The sequence below is a fragment of the Flavobacterium melibiosi genome, from assembly GCF_048158545.1.
GTDB lineage: Bacteria > Bacteroidota > Bacteroidia > Flavobacteriales > Flavobacteriaceae > Flavobacterium > Flavobacterium melibiosi.
In genome coordinates, this window is the sequence record NZ_JBLNKU010000004.1 from 357,528 (window position 1) to 376,814 (window position 19,287).

18 protein-coding genes are annotated in these 19,287 nt (G+C 34.5%); 13 read left to right on the plus strand and 5 right to left on the minus strand.

Translation table 11 applies throughout. The features are described 5' to 3' along the window. Positions 1 to 44: 44 nt before the first annotated feature. Positions 45 to 440: a GxxExxY protein gene (locus ACM55F_RS07320; RefSeq protein WP_416853150.1), complete on the minus strand. Its 396-nt coding sequence runs from the start codon at positions 438 to 440 to the stop codon at positions 45 to 47. A 477-nt stretch (positions 441 to 917) separates the two neighbouring features. Continuing rightward, positions 918 to 2,354 (minus strand): asparagine--tRNA ligase, encoded by a 1,437-nt coding sequence (gene asnS / locus ACM55F_RS07325; protein WP_416853151.1) that lies wholly within the window; start codon positions 2,352 to 2,354, stop codon positions 918 to 920. A gap of 397 nt (positions 2,355 to 2,751) precedes the next feature. Between asnS and ACM55F_RS07330 the strand changes: the two genes are divergently transcribed. The 5 genes from ACM55F_RS07330 to ACM55F_RS07350 all read left to right on the plus strand — a co-directional run bounded on the left by ACM55F_RS07330 (position 2,752) and on the right by ACM55F_RS07350 (position 6,375). Then, entirely contained in the window at positions 2,752 to 2,973 is a 222-nt protein-coding gene (locus ACM55F_RS07330; protein WP_314897909.1) for a helix-turn-helix domain-containing protein, read from the plus strand. Then, positions 2,970 to 4,211, plus strand: a complete 1,242-nt coding sequence (gene dcm, locus ACM55F_RS07335) for a DNA (cytosine-5-)-methyltransferase (protein WP_416853152.1) — start codon at positions 2,970 to 2,972, stop codon at positions 4,209 to 4,211. The genes ACM55F_RS07330 and dcm overlap by 4 nt, the downstream gene beginning before the upstream one ends. Continuing rightward, complete coding sequence (locus tag ACM55F_RS07340) at positions 4,174 to 5,481, plus strand: MvaI/BcnI family restriction endonuclease (protein WP_416853153.1); 1,308 nt, start codon at positions 4,174 to 4,176, stop codon at positions 5,479 to 5,481. The genes dcm and ACM55F_RS07340 overlap by 38 nt, the downstream gene beginning before the upstream one ends. 10 nt (positions 5,482 to 5,491) lie before the next feature. Continuing rightward, complete coding sequence (locus ACM55F_RS07345) at positions 5,492 to 5,926, plus strand: very short patch repair endonuclease (RefSeq protein WP_416853154.1); 435 nt, start codon at positions 5,492 to 5,494, stop codon at positions 5,924 to 5,926. Positions 5,927 to 6,060: 134 nt separating this feature from the next. Then, positions 6,061 to 6,375, plus strand: a complete 315-nt coding sequence (locus ACM55F_RS07350) for an HPF/RaiA family ribosome-associated protein (RefSeq protein WP_416853155.1) — start codon at positions 6,061 to 6,063, stop codon at positions 6,373 to 6,375. Between the two features lie 106 nt (positions 6,376 to 6,481). Here the strand turns inward: ACM55F_RS07350 and ACM55F_RS07355 are convergent, their stop codons facing one another. Beyond that, entirely contained in the window at positions 6,482 to 8,056 is a 1,575-nt protein-coding gene (locus ACM55F_RS07355; protein WP_416853157.1) for a L,D-transpeptidase family protein, read from the minus strand. 243 nt (positions 8,057 to 8,299) lie between these two features. Here ACM55F_RS07355 and ACM55F_RS07360 point away from each other — a divergent pair, with 243 nt between their 5' ends. The 3 genes from ACM55F_RS07360 (at position 8,300) to ACM55F_RS07370 (ending at position 13,053) form a co-directional block, all read left to right on the plus strand. Continuing rightward, complete coding sequence (locus ACM55F_RS07360) at positions 8,300 to 8,809, plus strand: nuclear transport factor 2 family protein (protein WP_416853158.1); 510 nt, start codon at positions 8,300 to 8,302, stop codon at positions 8,807 to 8,809. Between the two features lie 224 nt (positions 8,810 to 9,033). Next, positions 9,034 to 10,416 (plus strand): ammonium transporter, encoded by a 1,383-nt coding sequence (locus ACM55F_RS07365; RefSeq protein WP_416853159.1) that lies wholly within the window; start codon positions 9,034 to 9,036, stop codon positions 10,414 to 10,416. A gap of 153 nt (positions 10,417 to 10,569) precedes the next feature. Next, complete coding sequence (locus ACM55F_RS07370) at positions 10,570 to 13,053, plus strand: AsmA family protein (RefSeq protein WP_416853160.1); 2,484 nt, start codon at positions 10,570 to 10,572, stop codon at positions 13,051 to 13,053. 36 nt (positions 13,054 to 13,089) lie between these two features. Here the strand turns inward: ACM55F_RS07370 and ACM55F_RS07375 are convergent, their stop codons facing one another. Next, positions 13,090 to 14,706, minus strand: a complete 1,617-nt coding sequence (locus tag ACM55F_RS07375) for a L,D-transpeptidase family protein (RefSeq protein WP_416853161.1) — start codon at positions 14,704 to 14,706, stop codon at positions 13,090 to 13,092. A gap of 244 nt (positions 14,707 to 14,950) precedes the next feature. Here ACM55F_RS07375 and trmB point away from each other — a divergent pair, with 244 nt between their 5' ends. From trmB to ACM55F_RS07390, 3 genes are read left to right on the plus strand one after another with little or no spacing between them, the layout of a single operon-like run. Next, on the plus strand, positions 14,951 to 15,628 hold the full coding sequence (trmB, locus tag ACM55F_RS07380; protein WP_416853182.1) for a tRNA (guanosine(46)-N7)-methyltransferase TrmB: 678 nt from the start codon (positions 14,951 to 14,953) through the stop codon (positions 15,626 to 15,628). Positions 15,629 to 15,681: 53 nt separating this feature from the next. Continuing rightward, positions 15,682 to 16,317: a LysE family transporter gene (locus tag ACM55F_RS07385; protein ID WP_416853162.1), complete on the plus strand. Its 636-nt coding sequence runs from the start codon at positions 15,682 to 15,684 to the stop codon at positions 16,315 to 16,317. Between the two features lie 52 nt (positions 16,318 to 16,369). Beyond that, on the plus strand, positions 16,370 to 16,699 hold the full coding sequence (locus tag ACM55F_RS07390; RefSeq protein WP_416853164.1) for an MGMT family protein: 330 nt from the start codon (positions 16,370 to 16,372) through the stop codon (positions 16,697 to 16,699). Between the two features lie 37 nt (positions 16,700 to 16,736). Here the strand turns inward: ACM55F_RS07390 and ACM55F_RS07395 are convergent, their stop codons facing one another. Next, a complete protein-coding gene (locus tag ACM55F_RS07395) occupies positions 16,737 to 17,270 on the minus strand; it encodes a hypothetical protein (RefSeq protein ID WP_416853165.1) in 534 nt (177 codons plus the stop codon). Between the two features lie 527 nt (positions 17,271 to 17,797). Here ACM55F_RS07395 and ACM55F_RS07400 point away from each other — a divergent pair. Both ACM55F_RS07400 and ACM55F_RS07405 read left to right on the plus strand, forming a co-directional pair. After that, the gene (locus ACM55F_RS07400) at positions 17,798 to 18,925 is read left to right on the plus strand and encodes an Mrp/NBP35 family ATP-binding protein (RefSeq protein WP_416853166.1); all 1,128 of its coding nucleotides are present in this window, start codon (positions 17,798 to 17,800) and stop codon (positions 18,923 to 18,925) included. Positions 18,926 to 18,983: 58 nt separating this feature from the next. After that, entirely contained in the window at positions 18,984 to 19,223 is a 240-nt protein-coding gene (locus ACM55F_RS07405) for a NifU family protein (protein WP_035668624.1), read from the plus strand. Positions 19,224 to 19,287 lie beyond the last annotated feature (64 nt).

Consider the following 19,287-nt stretch of genomic DNA (forward strand, 5'->3'; position numbering starts at 1 on the left):
CACCAATTTTTTCTTATATTTAGGTCACTAAGGCTTAAAATCTCTTAGTAATTCTTTTTTGTATTGATGAATCTTTTGATGCCACTTTTTATTAATGGAACATTAAAATTAATCAAAAATCCTAAATCTTTATTTAGCAATTTTAGATGGCTTATGATTTGAGCATCCCAAACAGGATTTACTTTTTCTACCGCTTTTACTTCTATAATTATACAATCTTCAACTAATAAATCCAGTCGTAAACCTTCGCTAAATTCAATACCATCGTAAACAATAGGAATGTCTATTTGTCTTTTTACATCAAGACCCGCTTTACTAATTTCATGAGCCAAACAAACTTCATAAACTCTTTCCAATAAACCTGGTCCAAGTTCTTTATGAACTTTAAAAGCCGAATTAACAACTATTTTAGCAATGGCTTCGGTTCTTTCTGTAATCATATTTTTATTTTTTTACCACGAACTCTTATTTTTTTCTTGCCACTAAGACGCAAAGGCGCAAAGTTTATATTTTTAAATGTTTTACTGCAAAAATACAGGTCAAACAATAGTTTTTTTGTTAAACTTTAATCGAGTCTTAGAGCCTTCGTGTCAAAACCTCTTTTCAGCTTTACAAAAGAACTTAGGGCCTTTGTGCCTTCGTGGCAAAAACACTTTCATTCTTCACGGTAAAAAGAACTTATCGGGTTCACGGCAAAACTTCTTTTCAACTTAAAAAAAACTTAGGGTCTTTGTGCCTTCGTGGCAAAAACACTTTCATTCTTCACGGTAAAAAGAACTTATCGGGTTCACGGCAAAACCTCTTTTCAAATTTAAAAAAACTTAGGGCCTTTGTGCCTTCGTGGCAGAAACACTTTCATTCTTCAAGGTAAAAAGAACTTAGCGCCTTCACAGCAAAAAGAACCTTCGTAGTAAAATCTAAAACTCGGCATTCATTGGCGTTCTTGGAAAAGGAATTACGTCACGAATATTCGTCATTCCCGTTACAAACAATACCAAACGTTCAAATCCAAGTCCAAAACCAGAGTGAACTGCTGAACCGAATCTTCGTGTATCAAGATACCACCACAATTCTTCTTCATCAATTCCTAAGGCTTTCATTTTTTCAACCAAAACATCAAAACGTTCTTCTCTTTGAGAACCTCCCACGATTTCTCCAATTCCTGGGAAAAGGATATCCATCGCGCGAACTGTTTTTCCGTCTTCGTTCAAACGCATGTAAAATGCTTTGATATTTGCCGGGTAATCAAACAAGATTACTGGACATTTAAAGTGTTTTTCCACCAAGTAACGTTCGTGTTCTGATTGTAAATCAGCACCCCATTCGTTGATGATATAGTTGAATTTTTTCTTTTTATTTGGCGTACAATCTCTTAAAATGTCAATTGCTTCCGTGTATGAAACACGTTTGAAATTGTTTTCCAAAACAAAGTTTAATTTGTCCAGTAAAGCCATTTCGCTTCTCTCCGCAACCGGTTTTGATTTCTCTTCATCCAATAATCGTGTTTCCAAGAATTTCAAATCCTCCGGACATTTGTCCATCGTGTATTTGATTACATACTGAATAAAATCTTCCGCCAAATCCATGTTGTCATTCAAATCATTGAACGCCACTTCTGGCTCAATCATCCAAAATTCCGCAAGGTGACGCGAAGTATTCGAGTTTTCGGCTCTAAATGTTGGTCCAAAAGTATAAATCTGACCCAAAGCCATTGCAAAAGTTTCTCCTTCCAGTTGTCCCGAAACCGTTAGGTTCGTTTCTTTCCCAAAGAAATCTTCTTTGTAATTCACTTTTCCGTCTTCGGTTCTTGGCGTTCCGTCAAATGGCAAAGCGGTTACTTTAAACATTTCACCGGCACCTTCAGCATCTGATCCGGTGATGATTGGCGTATTCACATATACAAAACCTTTCTCTTGAAAATAACTGTGAACCGCATACGATAATACCGAACGCACTCTCATAATCGCTCCAAACATATTGGTACGAACTCTTAAATGCGCATTTTCACGCAAGAAATCCAAACTCGGTTTATTTTTAGGTTGTATCGGGAATTTCTCCGCATCTGAATCTCCAAGGATTTCCAGTTTAGCTACCTGAATTTCAAATTTTTGTCCGGCACCTTTACTTTCCACCAAAATTCCAGTAACCGAAATCGCTGCTCCAGTCGTAATTCTCTTCAACGTTTCGTCTGGCGTGTTCTCAAAATCGACAACACATTGTATATTATCAATGGTTGAACCATCGTTTAAGGCAATAAATTGATTGTTTCTAAAAGTTCTCACCCATCCTTTTGCATTTACTTCATGAAGCGTCGTAGTACTGTTTAGTAAGTCTTTAACTTTTGTATGTCTCATTTTAATTATATAATTGATATTAAAAATTGTCTTCTAACCGAAATGCAAATATAAATGATTTGTTTCAAATGTCATTGCCACAAAGGAGTAATCAGGATTTATTTCAGGAGCTATTTCCTGCTTTCCACTGTATCCACGCAAAAAAGCGAGGGATGCCGTTGCAATCAGGGCTAGGGCACCCGATAATGGAACAACTATCTTTCAAATAATTTCATTCTTCCACTCATGACTTTGTTCTTTTGTATGAGGCAAAATCAAAAAAGGCTAATGGAGAAATTGTTTTTTTAAGCAATACTTCGTAAAACAACTTATAAACAATAACAATAAGTGACTCTTATGCCGTTGCACCAAAAGCAACATTCAGATAGTTTTGTTTCACTTCAATAATTAAAATTTAATGGATATCAATACCAAAATTGGCGACCGAATTAGAGAATTACGGAAAGAAAAAAGCCTTTCACAAGAAGCATTGGCAAATATCGCTGAAGTAGACAGAACCTATATGACTAAAGTAGAAACAGGAAAAAGAAATGTAACCGTAAAGATTTTAGAGAAAATAATCATTGCTCTTGATACTGATTTTATGACATTCTTCAACGATAATAATTTTAAGAAATGAAGAAGTTAAAAAAATATTCAGAAATAAGAGAAAGACTCAAAATTGAAGTTGATAAAAAAACGGATAATGGCCTTGCGCAACTAACTCATTATTTTCAAAATCATACAAATGGAGTTTCTCAATATTATAAAAGAGATGCTAAAGATTATTTGGCTGATTTACATGAAAAATTAAATATTGCTGAAGAACCTGATTTTCAATACTATTTGCCTATTAAATGGGATATTCCATTTCCTCCTCCTAAAAATCCAAGTTTTAAATTTATCGATTTATTTGCCGGAATTGGGGGTATTCGACTTGCATATCAAAATCTTGGCGGAAATTGTGTTTTCACTAGTGAATGGGATAGTTATTCAAAAAAAACTTACGAAGCAAATTTCGGGGAAGTACCGTTCGGAGATATTACTCAAATTAAAGAAACTGAAATTCCTGATCACGATGTTTTACTGGGAGGGTTTCCGTGTCAACCATTTTCAATTGCTGGAGTTTCAAAGAAAAATGCATTAGGAAGAAAACATGGTTTTTTAGATGAAACACAAGGGACTCTTTTCTTTGATATTGCCAGAATTATTAAACATAAAAGACCTAAGACTTTTATGTTAGAAAATGTGAAAAATCTCGTTTCTCATGATAAGGGGAATACTTTTAAAATTATTCAGAGCACATTAAAGGAATTAAATTATAACATTTATTTTAAGGTATTAGATGGAAAACATTTTGTTCCTCAACATAGAGAAAGAATAATTATTGTCGGATTTGATAATGAGTATTTCAAAGGAAAAGAAAACTTTAAATTTCCCGAAATGAGTGAGGTTAAATTTGCATTAAAAGATATTCTTTTACCTGAGGTTGACAGTAAATATACTCTATCGGATAAACTTTGGAATTATTTACAAGAGTATGCTAAAAAACACAAAGCAAAAGGAAATGGATTTGGATTCGGTCTTGCAGATTTAAATGGTATTTCGAGAACCATGAGTGCTAGATATTATAAAGATGGTGCTGAAATATTAATACCTCAAGAAGGCAAAAACCCAAGAAGGTTAGTGCCTAGAGAATGTGCTCGTCTTCAAGGGTTTCCAGATAAATTTGTAATACCTGTTTCTGATAACCAAGCTTATAAGCAGTTTGGTAATTCCGTAGTTTCTCCATTAATGCAAGCAGTTGGAAAAAATATTATTAAAGAATTAATCGCAATTAATGAATTTAACTCAATTAAAGACGATATTTTCAGCTAATGGCTGTCTAAAAATATACGTAAAAGTTTTATCGCCGAATGACAACTCAAAAAACCAAGTGTATTTTAGTGGTAGTTTTGATATTTTAAATATTTTACCAATTACGGAAATAACGAATGAAGTAGCCGGCGACTGGAACAAAGAAAGATTTAAAGCTAAAATAAATTTCTCTTGGGTAGGAGACGACGGGAATTTATATAAAGCGCCTAAATCGCAATTAATACTCTATCCTAAATATCCAGAAGTTAGGTTTTCAGGTTTTTTAATTGGTTGTAAAAATGCGCCTTCCAAATTAATGACGCAAAGAACGGCTAAAAGATTATTGTTTTTTAGTGTTTCGGATAAGGGCGAAGTTTTAGGATATGTAGCTGCTCCTGATTCAGAAATAGCAAGAGAATTAGATAACCTTACAGCATTTGAGATTTATGGTGTTTTCAAAGTAATAGAGTTGTTAATTGCTAAAAATAACAGACAGAAACTGATTTCTGAATTATTAAGAATTCATCAACTTGGCTGGATAAAATCAAAAAGGCTCGATAGGTTAGGAAACATATTGCCATGCGACGCTCCAAACTGTGGAGGTTATACTTTAGAAGCCGAGTTAGGAATAACCCCAAATGGATATTCTGAACCAGACTTTTTAGGATGGGAAGTCAAGCAGTTTGGTGTTACAAATTTTGCTAAAATTAACTCTAAAATAATAACACTCATGACTCCCGAACCCACACATGGGTTTTACAAGACTGACGGTGCAGAAGCTTTTATTAGAAAATATGGTTATCCTGATGTTAGTGGCAAACCTGACAGAATGAATTTTGGAGGTATTCATAAATCAGGAGCACTACACCCTAAAACAAATCTCACATTAGAACTAATTGGTTTTGATATAGAGTCTGGTAAAATCCGAAATACTGACGGACGAATTGCCTTATTAGATCAGAATCAAAATGAAACAGCCTCTTGGAGTTTTTCATCGATGTTGCTGCACTGGAATAGGAAACATGATAAAGCTTGTTATGTCCCTTCTTTATCTCAACCCGATGATGGAAGAAATTATAAATACGGGAATAATGTTATTTTAGGGACTGGTACAGATTTTCAATTGTTCTTAAAAGAAATGGCAAACGGTCATATTTATTATGATCCTGGAATTAAATTGGAGAATATGTCAACAAAACCTGCAATTAAAAAGAGAAGTCAGTTTCGTATAAAATCGGAGAATTTGGCGAATTTGTATAAGATAAATGAGATTGTTGATTTGACTGCCTAATTTAGATTATATGGATGTACACTCAGAAGGACAGCGTTCTAGAAACATGCGCGCCATTCGCAGTACTAATACCAAAGCTGAAATCCGTTTGGCAAAATCTTTATGGAATCTCGGCTACCGTTACCGTAAAAACAACAAAACTATTTTCGGCACACCGGATTTAACCTTCAAGAAACTTAAAATCGCCATTTTTGTTGACAGCGAATTCTTTCACGGCAAAGATTGGGAAAACCAAAAAGACCGTGTCAAAACCAATACGGAATTTTGGCAAAAGAAAATAGAACGAAACATGCAAAGAGACATTGAAGTCAACAACTACCTCGAATCACAAAACTGGAAAGTACTTCGTTTCTGGAGTGTGGAAATAGAAAAAAACCTGGAGGATTGTGTGGCTACAATCCAATCCGAAATTATTTCGAGACAAAATCAAAAAAGACAATCCTAAACTTGAAACTGGAATCTAATTCCTTCCTTAAATCCACTTTTTCTATCTTTTATTTTCACAATGTTTTATTAATTGGCTCGGTTTTTCATACTGCAATCGGTAAATTTGAAAGAGAACATTAAATAAATAAAAATATGATAGTACAGATCAACACAGACAACAATGTAGAAGGACACGCACGTTTGAAAGCGTATATTGCGGAGGAATTAGGAACAGCTTTGGCGCGTTTTGAAGATAAGGTAACCCGCTTAGAAGTGCATCTTGGAGACGAAAATAGTGATAAGTCCGGAGTTAACGACAAACGATGTCTTATTGAAGCTAGACCAGTAAATATGCAGCCTGTAGCGGTTACGAATCATGCAGATACTACGGAGAAAGCATTTCACGGGGCGTTGGACAAGATAAAAAAAGTGTTGGATACAACTTTCGAAAAACAGAAAACGTATTAAATAGTTGCCTTTTGGTAAACACGAATTAAACTAAAAATGACATTACCTTTTAAATAAGATAATGTCATTTTTTTTGCCAGTTATTTTTTTAGAAACGAACTACACTTTATTTGTTGAAAAGCAATGATGCCAATGCTTCGTCTCTTTTATATACATCTTCATAGAAATGAACAATTCCTTCATCATCAACCCAAGCGGTAAAATAACCAATATACACCGGGATTTTGTTTTTGAGCGTGTACCAGTATTCTTCTCCTTCATTCATGGCAGCTTCAATTTTTTGGGCATTCCATTTTTTATCATTTTTCATAATGATAGCAGCCAGCTCTTTCGGCTTAGCCACACGAATACATCCGTGACTGAAAGCACGATCTTCTTTACCGAATAAACTTTTGGATGGTGTGTCATGTAAATAAATGGCATTTGAATTAGGGAATAAAAATTTGACTAATCCCAATGAATTCTCAGGTCCGGGTTTTTGTCTGACGTTGCTGTCTTTCCATTCCATGTCGTGCTCTTCTAGGTAATTTGGGTTCTTCTCAATCGCTGGAAGAATTTCTTTTTTCAAAATACTTGTTGGTACATTCCAATACGGCCTAAATACGATATATTTCATGGGAGCACTGAAAATTACCGTTTTATGCAAGGCTTTGCCTACCACAACTTTAGATCTTAATTCCGGTTTCCCATCTCTAAAAAATGTTAATTCATAAGCAGGAATATTGACTACAATTAATTCTTTGGATTTGGTAATGTCATTTGAAATCCATCGACAGCGTTCCATATTGACCATGATGGTTTTAATACGTTGCGCTACGGGCACATTCATATAGTTGATGTGCTCCGGCAAAATAGTCTTATTGAGGGTATTGCCGCTTCTCTTTTTGAATTTCAAAATTCCGGTAGCCAACGCGTCGTCATAAACAGCACTTTTGGAATCGGATGTAATGTCACCGGTAATCAGTAAACGTTGTCTTATTTGTGCGATCACTGTAGCGCTGTCTCCGGGTTTGTAAGACGTAACATTTGGATCAAGGGTTATCGTTTTCCATCCCCCTTTTTTTTCTATTTCGCGGTATTCTTTCAATACATCTTTAAGGAGGTAATACTGTTTTAGTACGCCTTTTTCAGCTTTGTTGATTAACGAAGGGTCGATTAACAATGAATCTAAATAATTGACATACGATTTTTTTTTTCGAGGCAGAAACCATCCAAGATCTCTGCTTTTTTGAGCATCTATACCATCATATACTTTATCGGCATAAAAAAAGTAGAGCGCAGAACTTAACAGCTCGGTGTCAAGATTTGTTTTTTGATTGTCTTCCGGATTGTCATAAACGTCGTCTAATTTTTCTTTGTAAGGAATAACGGTCTGAATCCCTTCCGTTGTCAAATTATTAACTTTGTTGTACAATAAACCCGCAAACTCATTGAGTCCATCTTTATCATACCAGATATAATGAAATTGTTCTTTGCGATACAATTTCATTACATCAGCTTGATAGATTTTTAATTTTGGATACTTTTCGAAAAAAGTTTTAACCTGCGTACTGTCAAAAGTAACTGCAGCATTTGAATCCAACTTGTCTCCTGTAACATCTTTTTTGTTCTTATTACAGGCAATGGTGGTAAACAAAATTGTAAAAACAATTAGTATAATAGGGGAAAATAATTTTTTCATAGGTTAAGCTTTAATTAGTGCGTAGTATTTCATTTAAGGCAGTACAAAAATACGTCAAAACTAGTCCTATAGTACCAGTTTTGAACGAGTTGTATTTCTTGCCGTTAAAACAGTATCTTTACTTTAAGTCTATAATTCGAAGAAAAATAACAGCTAATTAACTGTTATTTAATGAGTTGTAGATTTGGTTTATTTTAAAATTGAAATTTTCAGTCAAATAAATTCAAGTAAAATCCAAAAATTATGAAAAAAATAGTTCTATTCTCTGTAAGCATTTTGCTGTTTTCAGCTTTTACCCCAAGGGATCAAGACACTAATAAAGAGAAGGATAAGATTAACACGATGCTTGACGCTTGGCACAAAGCCGCTGCCGAAGCAAACTACAACGCCTATTTCAATTTGATGGCCGAAGATGCTATTTTCATTGGTACGGATGCCACCGAAAATTGGAATAAAACAGCCTTTCAAACTTTTGCAAAACCTTATTTTGACAAAGGCAAGGCGTGGAGTTTTACTGCATTGGAACGCAACATCTATTTTGATAAAACAGGAAAACTGGCTTGGTTTGATGAATTGTTGAATACCCAAATGAAAATTTGTCGGGGTTCGGGAGTAGTAGTGAAAATAGGCAGGGAGTGGAAAATAAAGCATTACGTTTTGTCGATGACCGTTCCTAATGATAATGTTGATGCTGTCATCAAGATAAAAGCAACCCTAGAAGACAAGCTCCTAAAGAATTTACAAAATAAGTAGTAATTAGATTAAGTTTTTAATTCCTTTAAATAATTCATTATAATTTATTCTTCAATAAATGGCCAAAATGGGAGGTCTTAAATCAAATACTCTTAACAAAGTGCCTTTAAAATTATTAATTTGGCGATAATTCTTTGGTTGGTCCCTATTTTGAATTGTTTTATGACTCGAAATTAATTTTTTTTTAACTTTGACCCCTAATAAAATGGGGTTAAGTAAATAAAATGAAAATAGAGAAGCGCTGGGTCATATCCTTTATCATTATAAGTATTGTTTGTATTACTGGCGTATTTTGGCCAGCAGTCACAGAAACTGATGCTGTTCTTTCACAATTTGGAACTACCGACCAAATCGTCCCTGCCGATGTTGCATGGATGCTGACCTCTTGTTGTTTGGTGTTAATTATGACGCCGGGATTATCCTTTTTTTATGGTGGAATGGTAGGAAAGAAAAATGTAATCTCTACCATGTTGCAAAGTTTCGTCTGTTTGGGCGTAGTCACTTTATTGTGGGTGGTTGTAGGCTTTAGTTTGGCTTTTGGGGAACCATTAGGAATTAATATAGGTTCTGGTTTTTATAGTTTTGTGGGTGACCCAACGTCGTTCACATTTATGGACTATGTGGGAGTGTTGCCACATGAAAAAATAGCGAGTACGGTTCCCTTTATGTTGTTTGCTTTGTTCCAAATGAAATTTGCCGTTATTGCGCCTGCCATTATCACAGGATCCTTTGCGGAACGCGTTCGTTTTATTTCGTATTTGCTTTTTATTTGTTTGTTTACCTTGTTCATATATGCACCTTTGTGTCACGCGGTTTGGTATCCTACGGGAATTTTGGGGTCTTATTTTGGAGTTAAAGATTTCGCTGGAGGAACCGTAGTACATATGAGTGCAGGGTTTGCAGCCTTGGCGGGTGTTATTGTCTTAGGAAAAAGAAAAAACAGCCGACATGTTCCTACTAACATTCCTTTTGTTTTATTAGGAACCGGAATGCTTTGGTTTGGTTGGATTGGTTTTAATGCAGGTTCTTCATTGGAAGCCAATGGAGTTGCGGCCATGGCGTTTGCCACCACAACCACTGCATCAGCAGCGGCCATGCTTGCCTGGATTTTCTTTGATCGAATAAACGGCAGAAAAGTTTCGGCGCTTGGTGCTTGTATAGGCGCTGTTGTCGGATTAGTTTCTATTACACCTGCTGCGGGTTATGTGTCCGTTCCTGAAAGTATGTTTTTTGGTTTTATCGCCGCTCTTGTTTCAAATTGGGTTGTTAATGCTAAATTTTTAGAAGGAATTGATGATACTCTGGATGTTTTTGCGTGTCATGGCGTGGGTGGAATTATGGGAATGATTCTAACAGCAATTTTTGCTCATGGTGAAAATGCCAGCTTGCTTCATGGAGGCTGGGAAGTATTTGGTCATCACATGATGGCATTGGTTTTGGTTTCAATCTACACTTTTTTTGGAGCTTATATTTTATTTAAAATAACCAATAGAATTATCCCAATGCGCGTTTCAGAAGAAGCGGAAATTATGGGATTGGATTTATCTCAACATGATGAAACACTCTTCCCTATTGAGTGTGCAGATTTAGTTCTAGACGAACAATAGACTGATTTTTTGGGAAGCTTTTGCTCTCCAAGAGTAACAGAATAAACTGATGGTTGCAGAAATGAACTGCAGTTATTAGCGTTTGGCAATACAGTTTGTTTACTTATAGTGTTATGAAAGCGTATTTTTAAGTTATCTTTATTTTAAACGATAATGAAAATACGGATGAATCAGTTTTGGGAAACCATAAAAACATATTTTAAAACAGGAAATTTTAGAGGGATATTCAAGAAGATTGTTTTTTTCTTTGCGGGTTTTGTTGTCCTTGTTTTGTTATGTTCTGGGTTTTTAGCGATTTATTTTGATACTAATAAAACGGAAATCGTAGCTCAAATTAATGCCGAAATCAACGACAATATAAAAGGAACAATCCATATTGGCGATATCAAATACAAGTTCTTGAAAGGGTTTCCCAATATGACTTTGGCCTTAAATCAAGTAGAGTTAAAAGATAGTTTATGGGCCATTCATAAACGAACTTTACTTAAAGCAGAACAAATAGAGATTCGTATCGGTCTTTGGAGCTTGCTTATAAATGAGGTGAATATAGATAAAATAGAAATTCAGAAAGCAACCTTGTATTTGTTTAAAGGGAAAAATGGGATTGTAAATACCGATGTTTTCAGACCCAAACCTAAAGGCAATAAATCAGAAAGTGCTACCACATCCTCCATTAATGAAATCAGTTTAAGTCAAGTTCATTTTATCTCCGAAAATCAATTGGGAAATAAGTTGTTTGATTTTGATGTTATTTCTTTAAAAAGCAAAATAAAACACGAACAAGACAATTGGAATACTAATCTCCACGTGAAAACGCTTGCCAAAAGCATGGCTTTCAATACAAAAAGAGGGACTTTTATTAGGGATAAAATACTGGAAGGGATTTTGGTTGTTGACTTTTCCAATGAAAAAAACCAAATCAGCGTAAGGACTGAGAATCTCGAAATTGGAAATGATCTTTTTGATATTAAGGCTCACTTTAGCTTGGATAAAAATAAATCACCCTTTGATATTGCTATCAAAACTACCATTTTATGGCAGGATGCCTCCGCTTTAATGAGTGAAAATATTAGTTCCAGAATCAGTCGATTTGATTTGAAAAAACCAATAGAAGTGGGCTGTACAATTATAGGTGACATGAATGCAATTGGTGATCCTGAGATTGTTGTGAAAACAAAAATTAGCGATAATGAACTCCAAATACCGGATGGGATTATTACCAATTGTACTTTTGATGCCAGTTTTACAAATAATTATATAAAAGGGAACGGTTGTAATGATGTCAACTCCACGGTTACACTAGCTAATTTCTCGGGTGCTTATAAAACGATTCCTTTTACAATCCCGATGGGAATGATTTCTAATTTTGAAAAAACGATTGCCGCCGGAAGTTTTAAATCTGATTTTAATGTTGCTCTCTTGAATGAAATGATTAATAAAGATTTCATGCGTTTTTCTAATGGTCAAGCCAAAGTTAGTTTGGATTTTAAATTTGACATTGTGAATTTAGAAATACAAAAACCGCTTTTTACAGGAGATGTTACAGTCACAAATGCAACTGTGAATTATGGACCCCGGAATTTAACTTTTCTAAAAACCGACATTGAGCTTGATTTTACGGAGGAAGCGCTTTTAATCAAAAAAATCAATTTTAAAGACCGTCGGAACATAGTTTTTATGGAAGGTAAAATAGATAATTTCCTCACTTTGTTTTACGAAAATCCAGAAAAAATGTTAGTTAATTGGGATATTTATGCGCCTTATCTGGATGTTAAACAGTTTTTGGGAGTCATCACAAAATCCCGTCAAAAATCCCCAAAGAAAAAAAATAAAATAGATGATTTTTCAGATCGACTGTATTCCGTTATTGATAAATGCCAGGTAGTCCTGAATTTAAAAGCCGATAAAATGGTGTATAGTAAATTACAGGCTAATAATGCTAAAGCGACTGTTTTATTGGCTAATAATAAATTAATTGTAAAAAATGGTTGGGTGCAAAGTTCAGGAGGGACGATTTCTTTTGATGGACAGTTAGTGCCAAAAGCGGATGATTTCCTTTTGGAATCCAATGCAAAAATTAATCGCGTGGATATTGCGCGTTTTTTAACTTCATTAAACAATTTTGGGATTCAATCCTTTAAGCCAAAAAACATTAAAGGCTTTCTTTCTGCTTCAGCCTCGCTTACAGGAAAGCTGCTTTCAGGAGGTCAATTAAAAACAAATTCTCTTGCGGGTGTTGCGAAATTTGATGTAATAAAAGGGGCTTTAATTGATTTTGAGCCGATACAAAAAGTAGGTAAGTTTGCTTTTCCTTTCAGAGATGTTGACAATATCATGTTCAGGGATTTGTCAGGAAACTTTAAAATAAATGGTGATTTAATAAATGTCAGTAATTTAAAAGTCAGCTCCAGTGTTCTGAACTTAGATGTAAACGGAGTGTATTCATTTAATAGAGGTACTAATTTGGCATTGACCATTCCGCTAAGAAATCCGAAAAGGGATGAAAAAATAACGAATAAAATCGAAAGAGCCGAGCGACGAAATAATGGAATCGTATTACATTTATTGGCTGTTGACGAAGCAGGAAAAATAAAAATTAAATGGGATAAAAACCATGAAAAAGCAGATTTGCAATAGAAAATGCAGAGGTGAGGAATGGTGCATTTGAAAGAATCAATTTATTTTAGAATCCTCAGAAAATAATAACTCGATTAAGCTTTCATCTCTTAAGTATAGATCATTATAAAAGCTAATTTCACCAGAATCGTCTACCCAAGTGGTCAGATATCCAATGTGAACAGGTATTTTCTTTTTTAGGACACAGGTGGTTTCCTTGCCGCCTTCCATGGCTTCATTGATGCGTTCTAGTGGCCAGTCAGGGTCATCTTTTAAAATCAAAATAGCCAATTCTTTAGCCCTTTTTACATTTATACAGCCGTGACTAAATGCTTTGTACTCGTATTCAAATAAATTTTTGGATGGCGTATCGTGTAAATAGATACTATTGGAATTTGGAAAGATAAACTTAACCTGTCCCATGGGGTTTTTTGGTCCCGGTTTTTGTATGACTTTCCCATTGTTCCATTCCATATTATTGGAGGCCAAATAATTTTTGTCTCGTTCCATCGCTTCCTTCAATTCATTTTCAACGATGCTTTGGGGTACGATCCAATAAGGACTAAAGACGAGGTGACTCATATTACTGCTAAAAACTACCGTTTCAGTCATATTATTCCCTACAAGTACACTCGACTCCAATTCAATTTTGCCATTTCTTTTGAAGATTAGTTTGAAGGCTGGAATATTTATAATGATGTATTCTTCCGCTTTTGTTAATTCTGGAGCAATCCATCGGCAACGTTCCATGTTTACTATAATGGTTTTGATGTATTTATCAATGGGTATGTTCATTCGTCGAATATGAATCGATGTGATTATATAATCTTTTTTATAGCCATTTCTTTTTTTGTAATTCAATATGCCGGCCATTAATTCATCGTCATAAATATTGCTTTTGGAATCCTGTTTCAAATCTCCGATAACGGCTAGGCGCCGTCTGATTTGACCAATGGTTTTCGAGCTGTCGTTTGGTTTATATTCTTTTACTAAAGAATCTGCAACTATAGGATTCCAATCACCGTTTTTTTCTATTTGGCGGTATTTTTTTAAAATATCACGCAGTTTGTAATATTGTCCAAATAGCTGATTTTCATTTTTATTTAATAGTTTGGGATCAATTAATAAAGAGTCCAATAGATTCTCATAAGACAGGTTTTTCCTTGGTAAAAACCACCCAACTTCCCTGATTTTATTAGTATCAATTCCATGAAATACTTTTTTTGCATAAAATACATACATAGATGTTAAGAGGAGTTCTATGTCGGTTTGTGATAAATTATCAGCAGATTCGTCGTTAAAAATACCGTCAATTTTATCTTTGTAGGCTAAGCTGGACTGAATGCCTTCTTCGTCCAATTGGTTTGCTTTAGCGTATAATAAATGGGCAAATTCTATAAGCCCTTTATAGTCATACCAAATAGAATTATAGTTTCGTTTTTTGTATAAAGCACTTACGTCCGATTGATATTTTTTTAAATTGGGGTATTTCTTGAAAAAACTTGCGATGATAGCGCTGTTAATATGGATTAAGGAATTTTTGGATTTAGATTCTTGAAGAGCTTGGACAAGAGAAGTTTTATTAACCGTTATGTTTTTGTTCCTATTACGGTCAACAGAGGCAAGTGAAAAGCCAAATAATATAATTGCAATGGCTAAAACAAAGTTTTTCATGGCATAATTATTTATATAAAGGTAGAAAAAAAATAGCGATTTTTTGTAAAATCGAATGTCAATGCCGTTTCCAGTCAGAGATTTCTTGTTGTAAATCATAGTGATTTCTAGGTTTTGTTTCATTCAAGCTCAAAAAAAATCTTGCGACTGTAATGATTCTCAAAATGATTTTTTTTTCATTTTTTCACTACTAGACCTTTCAGTCTTATATATTTCCTTAATTTTGCCGAAATATTCTGAAAAAGTGGGAAGTAAAAATAAATTAAAAAGGTTCAAGGAAAACGAAACATTTAACAATGTTTTTCAACCAACAAGGGAGGAAGTTGTAGGTGATTTGTTTCCGCTTAAAGGAAAATGGAACTCGGAATTCTTCAAAAATGATAATCCATTGGTGTTGGAATTAGGCTGTGGAAAAGGAGAATATTCAGTAGGTTTAGCCGAAAGGTATCCCAATAAAAACTTTATTGGAATCGACATCAAAGGAGCCCGTTTCTGGCGTGGTGCAAAAACTGCTGTGGATACAGGACTGCATAATGTGGCTTTTATCAGAACCCAGATCGAATTAATCAATCATATTTTTGCCGAAAACGAAGTCGACGAAATTTGGATTACATTCCCGGATCCACAAATCAAATACAAACGCACGAAACATAGAATGACCAATTCGGAGTTTTTGCAGTTGTATAAAAAAATCCTCAAAAAAGACGGTGTTGTAAACTTAAAAACCGACAGTGAATTCATGCATGGTTATACGTTAGGATTATTGCATGGTGAAGGACATGAGGTTTTGTATGCAAACCATAATGTATATGTAAATGAAGGAAGTCCCGAGGAAGTGACTGCTTTTCAAACTTTTTACGAGAAACAATATTTGGAAATTAATAAAGCAATTACGTATATTAGATTCAAAATTAAAGAATAGCACTACATTTAAACTCGAATAGTTTATTTTTTTTGAATGCAAAAACCTTGCGTATGAATTTAATCACATCTTTGCTTTTGGGTTTCGTTACCGCTTTTATTGGAATTACGCCGCCAGGCTTAATCAATATGACAGCAGCCAAAGTGAATCTAAAAGAAGGTAAGAGAAGCGCTTTATGGTTTGTTTTAGGTGCTGTTATTATTATATTTTTCCAAGCCTATCTTGCTATATTGTTTGCCCGTTTTATTGATAAACGTCCTGATGTTTTAATCCTGATGCGTGAGGCAGGATTTGGTATTTTTGTTACTTTGACCATTTATTTTCTTTGGATTGCCAAAAAACCAAAGATTAGAAAAGGGAAAATGAAAAAGTACAGCAGTACAAAACGATTTTTTCTTGGGATGTTGCTCTCAGCACTTAATTTTTTTCCTATTCCTTATTATGTTTTTGTAAGTGTAACTTTGGCGTCCTACAATCTTTTTTCTTTTGATATGACCTCAGTCTTTATTTTTGTGACTGGTGTGGTATTGGGTTCTTCTTTAGTTTTTTATTGTTATATCACTTTCTTCCAAAAAATACAGGACAAAACAGATTACATTATGCGGAATATGAATACTATCATAGGAAGTATAACCGGATTGATATCGTTAATCACTTTAATCAATATCATTAGGTATTATTTGAAGTAGTTTTTAAAGACTAGACATAAAATAAAATACCGTTTTTATCAGATTCAAAACTATGTCAGACGACAATTTTTTCGAAAGAGTCTACGCTATTGCCAGGCAAATTCCATATGGAAAAGTCACTTCCTATGGCGCTATTGCAAAAGCTTTAGGAACTGCGCGCTCTGCCCGAATGGTAGGTTGGGCGATGAATGCTTCCCATAATCTGGAGGATGTTCCGGCACATCGAGTGGTCAACAGAAAAGGGTTGCTTACGGGAAAACTTCATTTTGATGGAACGAATCTCATGCAACAATTATTGGAAAACGAAGGAATAGAAGTTGTGGATAACCAAATTGTGGATTTCGAAAAACATTTTTGGCAGCCAGAAGTTAGGCAGGAATAATTTTTACAATTTTTGAAGTTTACTTTCGTAATTTTTTTTACCCTTCATTTTTATCGTTCTTTTTATGAGCTATTTCGGCTATTCGTATTAAATATTCTTCGATGGTTTCACGCTCTCCAATTGGAATGTTGTCTAGTAAACTATCAAATCCATTAATTAAATTGGTGTATTTCTTAAATGTATCTTTGAGTAATTGGTCGTTTTTTGTTTCCCAATAATTTCCCTCATCAGTAAGATCAAAATTTTCAAAATATTTTTTATTTATATAATCGAAAATATTAATAAGTTGTTTGTGAATTTCAGGGCCTGCAAATTGTGTTTTTACAGATAAATAATTGTCGTCTGGCTCATTTATGGAAACCTTCGAAGGTTCGAAATTATAGAAAGCGCACATTTTTCCGTTGGATAAAAAAGTCAAGCAAACAACTTCGCAATTGGGCGGGCTAAAACAAATTCCGTAAATAGAATCAGTATAAGAATCAACGGTAAAAGCATGACTTGGAAACGTTTCTTCAAAAACATGAAATTTCCATTGGTTTGCCTGTGAGATGTCACTCACCTCTTCAATCATTTTTTTTAAAAGGGTGGGGTTTCTCAGTGCTCCCTTGTAATGAAAACTTAATCCCATATTTTTTTCTTATAAATTTAGATTATAAATTTTGTTTTATCAGGTTTAATGATGCTGTTTTTTAATTAAATTATACGCTTGTTCATAATGTTTTTTAGCCACAAATTACTCGATTTTTATTAATTCCTTTTTGCTCTCTTCAAAAATTCGTGTAAATCCGTTTTTATCTGTGTCATCCGTGTGCTATTTCAAAATTTAGGTGGTTATCAGGATATGCGTATTAAATTATTAAAGATAAAATTAATATCGGTTTCGGCTTGTTCTCTTTTGGATAGACCTGAGGCTTCGGGAGTGGGAGGAAATTATAACTTTAAAAAATCGCCCATAACCGCCCTTAATTTCCACATCAATAAATGCAATACAAAACCTTTATAATAAGAACTTTTCATAGTATCTTTGCAATCTGAAATCAGTTTAAATAAAGATAATATTCTGGCGCTAAAATGCCAATAGAAAACAATAAACTAAAAATGAAATTAGATAGGAAAGATATTCTTAAAGCTTTAGAAACGATTACTATAGCTGGAGAAGGAAAAAACATGGTTGAAAGTGGTGCAATAGCAAACGTAATTACTTTTGGTGATGAGGTTGTAGTTGATTTAGTATTACACACACCGGCAATGCACATTAAAAAGCGTGCTGAAGACGATATCAAAAAAACAATTCTTGAATTAGTGTCTCCGGATGCTAAAATCAAAATCAATAGTAAAGTTGAGGTTCCGGATAAACCAGAAATTAAAGGAAAATCAATCCCAGGAATAAAAAATATTATCGGAGTTGCCTCTGGTAAAGGTGGGGTAGGAAAGTCTACCGTTACTGCAAATCTAGCAGTATCATTGGCTAAAATGGGTTTCTCGGTAGGAATTCTTGACGCTGATATTTACGGACCATCGATGCCAATCATGTTTGACGTAGAAAGTGAAAAACCAATCTCTGTAATGGTGGATGGAAAATCAAAAATGAAACCAGTTGAAAGCTACGAAGTAAAAATTCTTTCTATAGGTTTTTTCACGGCACCAAGTCAAGCGGTAATTTGGAGAGGACCTATGGCTTCCAAAGCATTAAATCAAATGATTTTTGATGCAGACTGGGGAGAATTAGATTTTATGTTGGTTGATTTACCACCGGGAACAGGTGATATTCACCTTTCAATTGTACAATCATTACCTATTACAGGTGTTGTAATTGTAAGCACACCACAAGCAGTAGCTTTGGCCGATGCTAAAAAAGGAGTTTCTATGTTTATGTCTGAAGCAATAAATGTTCCTGTTTTAGGAATTATTGAAAACATGGCCTACTTCACACCGGAAGAATTACCTGAAAATAAATATTATATCTTTGGAAAAGAAGGTGCCAGAAATCTTGCAGAAGATTTAGAGGTTCCATTCCTTGGAGAAGTGCCAATTGTACAATCAATCCGTGAAGCGGGGGATTATGGTCGTCCTGCAGCTATGCAAACAGGTTCAATTATTGAAACTGTTTTCGAAGAAATCACGAGAAATGTTGTGCGAGAAGTAGTAAGCAGAAACGAAAGTTTGCCCGCTACCGAAGCGGTAAAAATTACAACTATGGCAGGTTGTTCAGCAGTAAAAAAATAAATTGAAATTTAGTCTGTTTGGAAAAACAACAACAGCCTAATAATCCAATAATATAATTATGACAACAGAAGAATTAACACTAGAAGTTCAAAAAGCACTCGAGGAAATCAGACCTTTCTTGAACTCTGATGGCGGAGATATTACGCTTATTTCCATCGAGGACGACAAACACGTAAAAGTGCGTCTTGAAGGAGCATGTACCAGTTGCAGTGTAAACCAAATGACATTGAGAGCCGGCGTGGAAACCACCATCAAAAAGTTTGCTCCCCAAATAGAAACTGTTGTAAATATCCTATAAATGATTAGGGCGTGTCCCTTTTAATAAAAAAGGCTACTCGATGGGTAACAGCCTTTTTTATTAA

What these genes read in the sequence shown, in the direction of transcription:
- ACM55F_RS07340 (WP_416853153.1), top strand. Translation starts at nt 4,174, where the DNA reads ATGAATTTAACTCAATTAAAGACGATATTTTCAGCTAATGGCTGTCTA.
- ACM55F_RS07375 (WP_416853161.1), bottom strand. Translation starts at nt 14,706, where the DNA reads ATGAAAAACTTTGTTTTAGCCATTGCAATTATATTATTTGGCTTTTCA.
- asnS (WP_416853151.1), bottom strand. Translation starts at nt 2,354, where the DNA reads ATGAGACATACAAAAGTTAAAGACTTACTAAACAGTACTACGACGCTT.
- dcm (WP_416853152.1), top strand. Translation starts at nt 2,970, where the DNA reads ATGAAGAAGTTAAAAAAATATTCAGAAATAAGAGAAAGACTCAAAATT.
- ACM55F_RS07405 (WP_035668624.1), top strand. Translation starts at nt 18,984, where the DNA reads ATGACAACAGAAGAATTAACACTAGAAGTTCAAAAAGCACTCGAGGAA.
- ACM55F_RS07320 (WP_416853150.1), bottom strand. Translation starts at nt 440, where the DNA reads ATGATTACAGAAAGAACCGAAGCCATTGCTAAAATAGTTGTTAATTCG.
- ACM55F_RS07395 (WP_416853165.1), bottom strand. Translation starts at nt 17,270, where the DNA reads ATGATTGAAGAGGTGAGTGACATCTCACAGGCAAACCAATGGAAATTT.
- ACM55F_RS07385 (WP_416853162.1), top strand. Translation starts at nt 15,682, where the DNA reads ATGAATTTAATCACATCTTTGCTTTTGGGTTTCGTTACCGCTTTTATT.
- ACM55F_RS07370 (WP_416853160.1), top strand. Translation starts at nt 10,570, where the DNA reads ATGAAAATACGGATGAATCAGTTTTGGGAAACCATAAAAACATATTTT.
- ACM55F_RS07345 (WP_416853154.1), top strand. Translation starts at nt 5,492, where the DNA reads ATGGATGTACACTCAGAAGGACAGCGTTCTAGAAACATGCGCGCCATT.
- ACM55F_RS07390 (WP_416853164.1), top strand. Translation starts at nt 16,370, where the DNA reads ATGTCAGACGACAATTTTTTCGAAAGAGTCTACGCTATTGCCAGGCAA.
- ACM55F_RS07360 (WP_416853158.1), top strand. Translation starts at nt 8,300, where the DNA reads ATGAAAAAAATAGTTCTATTCTCTGTAAGCATTTTGCTGTTTTCAGCT.
- ACM55F_RS07365 (WP_416853159.1), top strand. Translation starts at nt 9,034, where the DNA reads ATGAAAATAGAGAAGCGCTGGGTCATATCCTTTATCATTATAAGTATT.
- ACM55F_RS07355 (WP_416853157.1), bottom strand. Translation starts at nt 8,056, where the DNA reads ATGAAAAAATTATTTTCCCCTATTATACTAATTGTTTTTACAATTTTG.
- ACM55F_RS07350 (WP_416853155.1), top strand. Translation starts at nt 6,061, where the DNA reads ATGATAGTACAGATCAACACAGACAACAATGTAGAAGGACACGCACGT.
- ACM55F_RS07400 (WP_416853166.1), top strand. Translation starts at nt 17,798, where the DNA reads ATGAAATTAGATAGGAAAGATATTCTTAAAGCTTTAGAAACGATTACT.
- ACM55F_RS07330 (WP_314897909.1), top strand. Translation starts at nt 2,752, where the DNA reads ATGGATATCAATACCAAAATTGGCGACCGAATTAGAGAATTACGGAAA.